Here is a 12,077-nt window from a genome sequence, read left to right as displayed (position 1 = left end):
CGTGTGATGATGGAAGGCAGAATAGGTCCGCCGACGATCACTATCGGCATATGTGTCCCATCATCACATGAGACGTGGTCAGATCCTCACCTGTTAAGGGGTCGGCAAGAGTGGTAGCGGGTTGGGAACTTCGTCGATGACGCCGCGTTCGACCAGCATTTGGGCGAGTTCGGGCATGTGGCTGTTGACGAAGGCCAGCAGGTCGACATCTTCGACCGGGTCCCAATCATAGCGAGCCATCTCTGCGACGGCGTCCTTGGGGTCTTCTTTCAGCACCAACACACGGTAACTCGCGACCACGCCACCCGTGCGTTGCGAACCGGCGGCACAGTGAACCAACACCGGCTTTTTTTCCGCTCGACACTTCGCAATGGTCGCGATCGCATCGGCATACCGAGCGATGTCACCGGTTCCGTCGCCACCGAGTTGGAAGCGGTAATGCTCCAAGTTCATTTCCCGAGCGGTTTCGATTTCCGCCGACTGACCAGGCAAATCGGGTTCGATGCCGTTCAGGTCGATGATGGCAGCGATTTTGTTGTCGCGGACTGTCGGTTCGAGCATCGCATCGGAGATTTGTCCGCTGCGGTAGAGTTCGCCAGGGATTACCACGCCGAACCGTTTGGCGACGAATTCATCTTTCAGTACATGTTCCCACACGAGAAACCCCGTGAGGCCGACAACGGCAAGGCCGACCACACCGAGGCCCAGCCAACGGCTTGTCGGTTTGGATGTGGGTGTTGTGGTGTCGGCAGGCGTGAGACTCATTGGGCAATACCCTCAGGTGAAGAAAATCTTCAGAGTGAAAAAGTGATTGTGACAATGGCTATTGAGTGTGAAGTTCGGATGTCGAGGCGACTTGGTCCAGTCGGCGACCAATCACCGTGCGACTTTCCCGCCGCGTCTTGTGACCTTCGCAAGAGATGACCGTGACCGGCTCCCAGGCGAAAGGCAGCGTATGCGTTTTGCTTTCGCGTTCGTGGATGCAGAAGTATTCTGTGTCTGCCGCCTCGTTTGGCTCGGTCGGCCACGGACGTCGCGGCACGAACTCACCGAAGTGGAACAAGAACGCATGGTGCAACGGGCCATAACTGACAAGCGGTGTGTTCGGCGGCAGTTTGGCTTTCAGTTCTGCCATTCGAGCTTCAATGTCCGGCTGATTTCGGCGTTGGGAGTCGACAATCGTGATCGCCGGTCCGAAACTGCAACAGACGGCGACCGTCAACGCCGCGAACTGCAAAGCCCGTGGCGAGATGGCGTCCCGGTACTGCCAAAGCATCACGGCACCAACAAGCAGAATGCCTAATGATATCGAGGTCAAAACGATTGTATTGCGGAGTGCGTCGGCCCATTCGGCTTGAATCTGACCGGAGACAACCCCCGTCAAAACTCCCGCACCGAATAGCATCGCAACGGCAGAACCAACCGCATACCACCGCCAACCGTTCCGCATCCACACGCCTTCGGGGCGGGTCATGAGCCGATCGAGCACGAGACCGAACAGCACCGCAATCACTGGGAACAACGGCATGTAGTACCGGCCCAACGCATACGGAGCAAACCACACCGAAGGGAATGTCACCAACAGACACGTCCACAGGAATGCGGCTTCGGTCTTGCGTTCTCCCAGGCTCTTGTAGAACTTCGGATTCGCGAATTGCAGCAGAAACGGCGACCAAGGCAATGCACAAGCGGCGATCTCAAGCGGATAACTCGCTAAGTGCTTGATAAACACCGAGTTGTAATGCACGAATCGTTGGCTGGCGAGTTTCGTCCAGATGCCGACCACGCAGTCCCAATTCGAGTTCATGTAATACGGCACTTGCCAGGCCGCCAAAATTCCGACGAAGGTCAAGCCGCCAATGAGGTGTCCGCGACTGAAAAGGAATTTCCAGTCTCGCCGCACGAGCAGCAAATACACACCCACAACCGAAACAAAATACACCAACCCCTGCGGACCTTTCGTCAGCCCGGCCAGAGCGGCGAAGGTGTACCCGATGGTCCAGGTTTTCCAACCGGTCCATCCTGAACGATATCCGAGATGCCATAACAGCATCGATGCACCGACGTAGAGAGAAAATTGAGCTTCCGTTTCCGCAGTCCGCCCGAGTTGCAACACGAGCATCATCGACGGATATGAAATCGCTGCCAGAAATGCCGCCGTGGAATTCAAAAACTGCCGCGAGTAGCCGTAGATCAAGAGTGTCGTCAAGCAGATAGCGATTACCGACGGCAAGCGAGCAGCAATGTGATCGACTTCCCCTCGCAACCAACCGATCGCGGCGATCGACCAACTGCCCATCGGCGGGCGACTCAGATAGAACTCGCCTTGCAATCGTGGCACGATCCAATCACCGGACCGCAGGATCTCGACTGCCACTTGTGCCCGCCGCGTTTCCTCACCACGGAACGTCAGCATCGTCATCGGCACGCCATGCAATAGCACGACGAACAGCGTCAAAATCCATACGTGCGGTCCACGCCACCACGGACGCTCCGCATTCGATGATTCTCTGGAATTTTCAGCCGTTTCCATCATGTAGGCTCCATCCCACAACGATCTGACCGCCGTGTTGTACCCAAAGTCCCTGAACAGGGAAACCCGAGATTTGCGTCGTGCCAAATAGCGGGCATGAGCGGGGCGAGATCAACCCCTATGACGGAATGTCGCCGCTGTCGAGAGACCACATGCGAAGTCCTAGCGAAAAAATTCGTGAGCAAGGTTGATGGCTTGTCTACCAGTCTGGCCGCAAAACGCTCATAGGGCCGTGTACGAAAATCGCGGTTTCGGTTTGAATCACCACAGACTTCAGCTGATTTCGAGAAAAATCCCACTATCGAAACAATAGGCACAACCGTTGCATAACACTGTCGTGCAAGAAATTGATGAAGTCGGTCAAGGTGAGCCGGCCTATGAAGTTTGAACGCGAAGAAGGATGGAGATCATGACGCGACCACTGACCACATTAGCCCTGGGCGTTGCTCTATTATGCCCATTATCAAGTTTTGGCCAGGAAAAGAATGCGAAATCTGATAAGGCCAATAACACGAAGAAAGAGAAGTCAGACAACAACAAATCTGACATCAAAAGCAACAACAAATTGGGAACGGTTGATGTTTCCCTGAGTGAGGGCACCACGGTTGCCATTCCGGCCGGCGGCGAATTGCTCGAAATGACCGTGGCAGTTCCAGACGCTGTCCGCTCTGGGCAAAAGTACGTTTATCGTGCTCGCCTGAAGAACGTGTCTGACAACGTCACGCTGACGAACGTGCGTCTGATCCAAGTCGACGGAAAGTCGGTCGACGTGGAAAGCTCCAAGCCCAAGGCGGCTAAGAATTCGAATTCGGATAGCAAAAGCCGAACTTGGAATCTTGGCAAACTCGCCCCTGGCAAATCCCGTGAGTTGATGGTTAACGCCGTCGCTACGAAAACCGGGACCGTCGAGCACTGCTTCGCAGTTCGGTATCAGGAAACGGTTTGCCTAGCGGTTAATGTCACCAATCCTAAGGTGAAAATCGCGAAATCAGGACCTGAACAGGTCGGTGTCTGCGAACTCTTCGAATACCGATACGAACTGAAGAACACCGGAACCGGTACTGCCAAAGATTTCGTTATCACAGACGAACTGCCAGAAGGCATCATGACGGAGAGTGGCAAGAAATCGCTTCAGTTCCGAGTTGAAGAGCTTGGTGCTGGTGAATCGCAGACGTATGTCGCGTCCGTGCACTCGATGAAAGCTGGTGATTACAGTGGCCGCGCGACTGTAAAACAACGCAATGGTGAAACGAATCAATCTGAGTCGGTTACGACAACAGTCGTTGCACCCGAACTCAATGTTGATATCGCTGGACCGCGAATGATCAAAGCTGGTCAAGGTGGCGACTTTGAAGTCACTGTCAAGAACACCTCGGAAACGACTGCATTGAACTCGTACTTGACTCTGTCGTCGGACGGAGACGCGAAGTTCTCGAGCACCGGAAATGGTGACGCTCGCGAAGGTGGAAAATCTTACCGATATGAACTCGGTGACATTGAAGCTGGCAAAGAAAAAACTGTGACTGTCACATTGGATTCCGATTCCGAAGGTGACATCGGTTTGAAAGCGAACGCTGTTTCTTACTGTGCTCGCGATGAAGATGAACAGAAGACCGTTGCAAAAGCATCAAGCAACTTGACGAGCCGCGTGGTGAAAATCACGAGCTTGCGACTTTCAGTCGTCGATACTGATGATGTGATCCCAGCTGGTGACACTGTGACTTACCGAGTCCGCGTGAAAAACCAAGGCGAATATCCGGACGAAGACGTGCAGGTGAAACTCGCACTGCCAGAAGGAATGAGCTACAAATCTTCTGATGGTCCTACCGATGTCAAATCCAAAGGCCAAGACGTGACTTTGGGTGCGGTTGACAAACTTGAAGCTGGCGATACGGTCGAATGGATGATCACTGTCAATACCTCGAAAGGTGGCGAGCATATCGTTGAAGCGACTCTCGATAGTGACGGTTTGGAAAACACTGTGAACGCTGAAGAAGTGACGACTACCTACAATGCTGGCAACAAAAAGTCCGCTGAGTAATTCGTCGGTTGATCTTTAGAGCGACTACGCCATCGTTTTCTGTTGCAGCAACTTGGTCGACCCGCCTCGCGGTGGCCAGGAAGCTGCGACGAACGATGGCTTTTTTATGCAGTTTGCTAGTGCTCTCGTGTCTTAGCGACTGAATGGATAGGCCAAATTCTTAGGCAATTCAAATCGAATCGAAAGACACCTTGTTAGACATAGTTCTATTGCTAGTTTCGGTCCGAAGATACTAGGGAATGACAGTTGTCGTGACGAGTAGTCACGGTGTTTGGTTCAGGTAAGATAAACTCTTGAATTGGAGATTGATTTCATGCTATTCCGCACTCTATTGGCAGCACTGTTCACGTTCTCACTTGTCGGGTTCTCTGGATGCGGCGACTCAGAAGCTGAAAATTCCCAAGCCCCAAGTCAATCAGAAGAAACACCTGCTGATGGCGAGACTGCCCACGGTGAATCGGAACCCGCAGACGAGCCGACAACCGTCGATGAAAATCCTGATGTCAAGCCGGCCGATTAAGGTCTTTAGAGTTTTCGGTCGCAGATAGATTTGGGGTAGTGGCCAGGAACTGTTGTTCTAGAAAACGCAGTCCTAGTCACTACACATCAAACCGATGTGATCGTCTTTCCCAAGAAGCGAACACGTAAACGATTTCGCTAGAATGCCGCCCTGAGTCGTCATTAAGACTTCGGGCGGCATTCGCTTTTTACGTTACGCTCTATTGTCGATGAGCAGTCGGGAAGCGGGGCTTGGATTCAAAAATCTGAGTCTTCGCCGTTACCCCAGCCGACCAAATTGGCGGTCGAGTTCGTCACGGGTGAGAATTAATGCCGTCGGGCGACCATGAGGGCAGTGGTGGGCGTCGTCGATCAGGTGTCGCTGTGCAAGCAAGCTTTCCATTTCTTCCGGCTTCAACCGTTGACCGGCTTTAATCGCCGCCTTGCACGACATCATATGGAGCAAGCTGTCGAGGATGTCCCGCCGTGTGGGGGCTTTCCCCGCCCCATCAAGTTGATCGGCAATGTCCCGCAGCAATCGCCCCGGTTCAGTCCGCGAGAGCATCGCAGGGTAAGCCGTCAGAAGCACAGTGCTCTTGCCAAACTCCTGCACGCCAAACCCGAGTTGCGTGAGAAGTTCCTCGTTGTCGATCACCAACGCCGCCTCACGCGGGCTGAGTTCGATCGGCTGTGGCACTAGCAATTTCTGCGATTCCACCGCTCCATCGAGAACACGTTTTCGCAGCGTTTCATACATGACTCGTTCATGGAGGGCGTGTTGATCGATGACCATCAATCCCGCGTCGGACTCTACAACCAAGTAGCAGTCGAGCACCTGCATCACACGCTGCCGACGTGGCACAGGCGGTAGCTCGGCGTTTTCTGGTTCAACTTGCGGAGAAAGCTGGGAAGCGTGAGGTGCGGATTGATAACCCTGCGGTGCGGCTTCCGTCGATGACGGAAAGGTCGCAACGGATGTCTGCCCCATTTCCGGTCGAACGGCTCCGGTTTCCTGCTCCGCATCCGTGGATGTCTGGCTGTGGTTCTCGATCTGAGTCGCCAATGCCCCCTTTGCCCATTCGGTGAGTTCGGTCTCCATCGCGAATTGACGCTGCGGATCGGGCGGGGGAGGGGTGTCCAATTTCGCGGCTGAGTTCTGCCCGCGACCGCCCGGCAGATGCATCTTGGAATCGAGATCCATCCCCAGGAACTTCGTCCGTAACGTCGAAAGGAGTTGTCGATACTGCTGTTGCGAATCGCTAAAACGGACTTCCGATTTCGTCGGATGCACGTTCACATCGACCACTTCCGGAGGCACTTCCAAAAACAGAAATGCCAAGGGATATCGTCCGACCATCAACAGTCCGCGATATGCCTCGCCCAACGCATGTTGCAGCGAACGGTCCTGAATCCAGCGTCCGTTGAGAAACAGATACTGCCCCTTCCGCGAGCCCTTGCTTTGGCTGGGATGCCCGACATAACCCCAAAGCCGACCGGCAGCCGTCTCCGATTCCACCCAAATGAGCTGTTCCGCAGTGCTTTTGCCGAAGAAAAGCTCGAGTCGATCAATCAAACGATCCGTCGGGGGAAGTTCGTAAACCGTTTTGTCATTGTGTCTTAAGATCGCATGCAGTCGTGGATTCGCGATCGCCACCCGCGTGAACTGTTCGCTGATGTGGCCGAATTCCGTGGCCGTTGTTTTCATGAACTTACGTCGAGCCGGCGTGTTGAAGAACAACTGGCGAACTTCGACCACCGTTCCCGGCGGACACCCACATGGCGAGACCGCTCCCGCCCGCCCGCCGTTGACTTCAATTTCCTGGCCAACGTCTTCATCGGGAATCCGACTGCGGAGGCGGAACTTCGAGACCGCTGCAATCGAGGCAATCGCTTCCCCACGAAAACCCATCGTCCGCACACGCTCCAAATCTTCAGCCGAGCCAATTTTGCTCGTCGCGTGAGAGGCGAACGCCAGTCCAAAGTCGTCCGGATGGATTCCCTCACCATCGTCGGCCACCCGGATCAAATCGGCTCCACCCGCTTGGATATCGACCTCAATCCGTGTGGCGAGTGCATCCAAACTGTTTTCCAGCAGTTCCTTCACAACCGACGCCGGACGCTCAATAACCTCCCCGGCGGCAATCTTGTTGACGACATGCGGATCAAGTTGCTGAATACGAGCCATAAGCCAGCACAAACCCTTCAGATGCGATACCCAAACCATCCATTCTAGCCCATGCAATTCCGGAAAAGAATGCTTCAACGCTGAACTTCGTGTCCGAGATGGAAAATCCGCTTGCAGGCAGGCTCCGAAGACCCTATGATTCCGAGCACATCGGGATAGCCCGAAACAACCCACCGCCGCTGTAGCTCAGCTGGCAGAGCGACGCATTCGTAATGCGTAGGTCGGGAGTTCGAATCTCCCCAGCGGCTTTTGGTCATTCGAGGTTATCGAGTGGCAATTAGCGTCAAACCCTGGTTTTACCGGGGTTTTTTCATGTGCGGTGACTGATCGTTCAGAGTGGTCATTTGGGCGTTTCGGGGGCAATGGATGGCAATCCGTGTCCGTGGTGAGTGTCACCATAGGTGTCACCACGTTTTCGGTCCCGGTGGCTTTCCCGGTTTCCGGCTTCGGTGATGGAAGCTTTGGCATCGATTCCACGGCAGCGGTCAAATCGTGAAGCCGCACGTGGGAGTAGGTCCGCATCGTCAGGTTGATGTCGGAGTGCCGCATCAGTTCTTGGGCAACCCGGGGGTGAACACCGGATCGTGCCAAGTTGGTGCCGAACGTGTGACGGAGCCCGTGGAAGTCGAGGACACGACCGGCCTCGTCGTGATACGAGATTTCCGCCGCTTCCAGGTCACGCCGTAGCATCCGAGCTGCTTTGTCGATCCACGTCCCGGGCCAGAGTGGTTCCGCCGACGTTTCCGCCATTGGCACGGTTGGGGTCCGGATTGCCGACGTTCGAACATCCAAGCCCGCACGATGTCGGCGACGTCCGCCCGCAGGGGGAGTTGATCGTCTTTCCGGTTCTTGGCGTCCCCGGCCCCGATCGTCAGCGTGGCCCCGTCCTCGGTGAAATCGAAACTCCGCTCGGTCAGGCTGGCGAGTTCGGAGACCCGAAGCCCGCTGTTAACCGCGACGAGGTACAACACGACTCGATCCGGCCCCGTCAGCCCGCGGAACGGCTTTCCCTTGGCCGCCGCGGCGAGCAGCCCGGCGAATTCCTCGTCGGTGGCCGCGCGACGAACCCGGCGTCGATCGGTGGCGGCATTCAGCTTTTCGACTCCGGCCATCGGATCGGCGGCGATTCGCTTGCGACTGACCAACCATCGGCAGAACGTCTTCCATGCCGTCACGTGACCGTTGGAACCGGCAATCGACAGCGGGGACCGTCGGCGAAGTGGCTTCCCGCAAGCCGGGCATTCTTGGGATTCGTCCAGATAGAACCGTTGGCAGGCATGGCAATAGAATCGAGGGGAATCCCGATGCTCGGCCAGAATCGACGTGATTTGATCGGCGTCGATGTCACCGAGGAATCGGAACCCGCAGTCGTCGGCAAGGCGAGTCAGATAGCCGATCGTTTTGTTGACGTGCTTGTCGCTGGTGCCTTTGGTTTCCAGATGCCGACGGAAGTCGTCGACGTGATCGCGGAGCGGTCGCTTAGAATGTTCTTCGAACGGATCGAGCAGACCAGCTTGTCCTAGTGCCGCTTTGCGTTCGAGTTCGGCGAGCATCTGTTTGGCCGCCTGTTTGTTCGCCGAAAGCCGAACGGTCTGTTGAATGCCGTCTGCGTCTTTGTAGGTTCCGTACCACTCGCGAAGCTTAGTGGTTGTTTTCACGGCCCCGAGATCGGATTTCCGGCAGCGTTTCCCGTGGGTGTCGTGGTAGCGTGTTTGTGTTCGTCGATGAAGAAAACCCATTTGTTGATCCTTCCGCTAGGATTGCCGAGGCCGCCTTGGCGGCTAGCGGTCCGCTTCCGGCGGCCATCGGCTTAGGATGATGACAGAGTACATGACCCCCGGTGTTTGGCAACCCGGGTTTGTTCAATTCTGACTCGGCGGGATGTTGCCCGGTCGATATCCATGCCGAATCAGCATTTGCCGAGCCCGCTCGCGACGCTCTTCCGCAGATAAGTCGTTGCCAGCCGCGTCGGTCTCCACAACCTTTTGCGGAGCGTCCAAACCCAGCAGCTTGCACCGACGTTCGACGCATTTCAGCACGAGGTCGAGTGATCGCACGTCGCCAGTTTGACCAACCCGCTCCATGTAGCCGGTTCCGAACTCGCCGTTCTCGCCGACCTCTCGCCGAGTCTTCACCGCATCCTCACACGACCGTTCGAACACTTCCCAGGCCCGGCGTTCGGCTTCGTCAATCTTGGCGAGCTGCTCATCACGCAGGGCGTCGAAATCGCGGATGGCGGACTCACGCCAATGGCGGCGAACCATCTTCAAATCGTGGCAGACTTGCAATTGGCTGACACCGACGGCCTCGGCGATTTCCGCCTGCGTTTTGCCTTCGGCATACATCCGAGAAACCTGCACCCGGCGTTCCTCGGTTTTCATTCTTTGGCGTCTTCGTTTTGGTTTCATTATCAACCGTCCTGGAAAATGAATGTTCCGGGTGATCTACCGAGTGTTTATTGGCCTTTGAGCTTCGCCTTCAATTCGGCGTTTTCGGCTTCGATCCGCTCCAATCGTTGGGTCAAATTGCGAAGTCGCCATTCGGGATCTTCGTGTCGTGCGGCTTCGGCTTCCGCACGTGCTCGCCGTTCGCGTTCGGCGTGACTTTTCCCGTTGTCACCAAAGTCGCTAGTGGTTTATTCCAGGTCCAAAGCGGTGATCGCCCTGTGAACCAACTGCCGAGTCCTCGCCAACTCAGTCGCGTCGGCTTCTTCGGCTCTCAGTTCCTCATTGAACGCTTCGGTGTCGATCACAGCGTCGATTGCATCTGCAAGAATCTGCTGAAGATCAGTTGGTTGCAATGCTTCGAGTTCGTAGGCGTTTGGGGTCTGATGCCGTTTGAAGAACTTTTTGTAGTTCGGAGAACTTCGTTTGGCGTCGTTATTTGGAGGCAAGTTTCTTTTCGCAGCTTGCTCGGCTGTGAGTGCAACTTTGACCGGATGGATACTCTCGATTCCGAAGTCGTCTCGCATTGACCTTGCAAACGAGTGTGCGATCTCTTCCCCATCAGGATCGAAGTCGCTGACGATAAGTAAGACAAGTTTCGACTTGCCACTCTTGCGAAATCGTTCCGCCATTTCGAATCGTGGCGGAAGCGAGCAGTATCCGCGTCCGGTTGTCAGCGGAAGCCGATATTTCATCGCGACTTTTTCAAGGATTGGTGCAACTGTGTTTTTCTCGCCGACGATCTCAATGTGATTCGGCTGTGATTGCATTACGTCTCGCCAGTAACGTTTCAGAAATCCGTCGAGCTCCCGACGGACGAATGACCCGATTTCGTTGTCGACTTTCCAGTTGATAACCGGCCTTGTTTCGTCACCGATGGCGTTCATTGGAATTTCACCGGTGAGTCTTGCACGCACGACCAAATCGACAGTCGCCCTGTAACTCGCGTGGTCGTTTTTGTAGACCGAATCGGGCTTGCTGGCGTGCTTGAGCGGCGGATCGTTCAGCAAGTTGGTCGCATTGATCTCAAACAGGATTCTGGCCGGTTTGCCTTGCTTGCGGTTTCCTTCAGACTTCGACAGGCTGAACCGACCATGCATGTAATTTTGTTTGCCATCCTGTTCGTTGGCTGTTCCGAATCCGCATCGGAACCGAAGCCGGATCCGTTGGTCGATCGGGTTTCCAAACTGCCGGAAGTCGCCTCGGTCATGGTCCACGGTAAGAGCCCGAGTACGATCATCCATGCTGCCGATTGGCATTTCGTTTCGAGAAAAACAATGGAGCGGATTTTAATGAAGCGAATCGGCAACGCCCATGTCCTCACAGTCTTTATCGACAATCAAGCTGATCAAAGATCGTCCCAATGTTACGGTACAGTAAATTGAAGCTCCGGAGACGGATGTTCTTCTCGACATCCGATTGCACATCATCTTGACCTCGCCCACTGAAGTACACGTCGAATCCGCTTCCTCCGATGATTGTGTCATCGCCACGGCCACCGAATAATAGATCGTTATCAGAGCCACCGTCGATGTAAGCTTCGATCTTGATTCGCTCATCAATGCGAAGAATGTCGTTGCCGTCGAAGCCATACATTTCGATGCGATTAACGTCGCGCCGGTCGAATGTGCCAATGCGTTTGGAACCCGAGTAAACTATCAAACGCCAACCTTGCCGATCGACGAGCAACTGATCGTCGTCGTTCGTCCCGGTGACTACGAGGGTTCCATCGACAAGAACCGCCTGAGGAGTTTCACCGGGAGTCGGGCCCGATTCGTCCACATCGGTCAGCGTAACGGAAATGACCGCTTCGCCAAAGTCGCCTGCCGCGTCGGTCGCGCGGACCGTGAGTATGTAAACGGACTGAGTTTCGAAATCGAGCAGACTTCCATTGGCCACAATGATGCGACCGGATTCCGCATTGATGGAAAAGGCACCGTTTGGGTCTCCGTCAATGATCGTGAAGCTAAGAACTTCTTGATCGACGTCGTTCGCTGCGACATCACCAACGAACGTCCCATCCGCGCTATTTTCTGCGAGTGTAAATGCATCCCCAGTGACCGTCGGCGCATCGTTCACCGGGACAACTTCGATGGATACGGTTGCAGGACTCGAATCACTCGTACCGTCATTGACCAGATACGTGAAACCGTCGGTTCCGTTGAAGTTTGGGTCCGGGGTATAAGTGAATGATCCGTCAGCATTTAGAGTCAGCGTCCCGTTATGCGTCCCTGAGATCAAGCTAGCTGATATCTCTTCGCCCTCAACGTCTGAGTCGTTGGCGAGGACGCCCAGAGTTGGGATGCCAAGTGTTTCGTCTTCAGCGACCGAATACGCATCGTCGACGGCTGTAGGAGCGTCGTTGACGGCGGTCAC

8 protein-coding genes, 1 tRNA gene and 1 pseudogene are annotated in these 12,077 nt (G+C 55.0%); 3 read left to right on the top strand and 7 right to left on the bottom strand.

The window, feature by feature from the left end:
• Positions 1–93: 93 nt before the first annotated feature.
• Together G6R38_RS20625 and G6R38_RS20620 are read right to left on the bottom strand one after the other, a co-directional pair.
• The gene (locus G6R38_RS20625) at positions 94–765 is read right to left on the bottom strand and encodes a phosphatase domain-containing putative toxin (RefSeq protein ID WP_166830677.1); all 672 of its coding nucleotides are present in this window, start codon (positions 763–765) and stop codon (positions 94–96) included.
• Between the two features lie 58 nt (positions 766–823).
• A complete protein-coding gene (locus tag G6R38_RS20620; RefSeq protein ID WP_166830676.1) occupies positions 824–2,536 on the bottom strand; it encodes an ArnT family glycosyltransferase in 1,713 nt (570 codons plus the stop codon).
• A gap of 406 nt (positions 2,537–2,942) precedes the next feature.
• On the opposite strand from G6R38_RS20620, the gene G6R38_RS20615 reads away from it, so the two are divergent.
• Complete coding sequence (locus G6R38_RS20615) at positions 2,943–4,574, top strand: COG1361 S-layer family protein (RefSeq protein ID WP_166830675.1); 1,632 nt, start codon at positions 2,943–2,945, stop codon at positions 4,572–4,574.
• A 313-nt stretch (positions 4,575–4,887) separates the two neighbouring features.
• Positions 4,888–5,094 (top strand): hypothetical protein, encoded by a 207-nt coding sequence (locus tag G6R38_RS20610; protein ID WP_166830674.1) that lies wholly within the window; start codon positions 4,888–4,890, stop codon positions 5,092–5,094.
• Positions 5,095–5,352: 258 nt separating this feature from the next.
• On the opposite strand, the gene mutL is transcribed toward G6R38_RS20610, so the two are convergent.
• Positions 5,353–7,257, bottom strand: coding sequence for a DNA mismatch repair endonuclease MutL (gene mutL / locus G6R38_RS20605; RefSeq protein WP_166830673.1), 1,905 nt, complete (start codon positions 7,255–7,257; stop codon positions 5,353–5,355).
• A 175-nt stretch (positions 7,258–7,432) separates the two neighbouring features.
• Between mutL and G6R38_RS20600 the strand changes: the two genes are divergently transcribed.
• Positions 7,433–7,505 (top strand) — tRNA-Thr (locus tag G6R38_RS20600).
• Between the two features lie 310 nt (positions 7,506–7,815).
• On the opposite strand, the pseudogene G6R38_RS28495 reads toward G6R38_RS20600, so the two are convergent.
• The 4 genes and pseudogenes from G6R38_RS28495 to G6R38_RS20580 all read right to left on the bottom strand — a co-directional run.
• Positions 7,816–7,947 (bottom strand): annotated as a pseudogene (locus tag G6R38_RS28495) (tyrosine-type recombinase/integrase); the annotation flags it as partial.
• 1,172 nt (positions 7,948–9,119) lie between these two features.
• Positions 9,120–9,638, bottom strand: coding sequence for a helix-turn-helix domain-containing protein (locus G6R38_RS20590; RefSeq protein ID WP_166830672.1), 519 nt, complete (start codon positions 9,636–9,638; stop codon positions 9,120–9,122).
• A 254-nt stretch (positions 9,639–9,892) separates the two neighbouring features.
• Positions 9,893–10,945: a hypothetical protein gene (locus G6R38_RS20585; protein ID WP_166830671.1), complete on the bottom strand. Its 1,053-nt coding sequence runs from the start codon at positions 10,943–10,945 to the stop codon at positions 9,893–9,895.
• 85 nt (positions 10,946–11,030) lie between these two features.
• The coding region (locus G6R38_RS20580; RefSeq protein ID WP_166830670.1) for an Ig-like domain-containing protein at positions 11,031–12,077 on the bottom strand (1,047 nt) is incomplete at its 5' end.

The sequence above is a fragment of the Thalassoroseus pseudoceratinae genome (assembly GCF_011634775.1).
In the GTDB taxonomy this organism is placed as follows: Bacteria; Planctomycetota; Planctomycetia; order Planctomycetales; family Planctomycetaceae; genus Thalassoroseus; species Thalassoroseus pseudoceratinae.
Note: the sequence above shows the minus strand (reverse complement) of the source record. Positions and strands in the feature narration are given on the sequence as shown.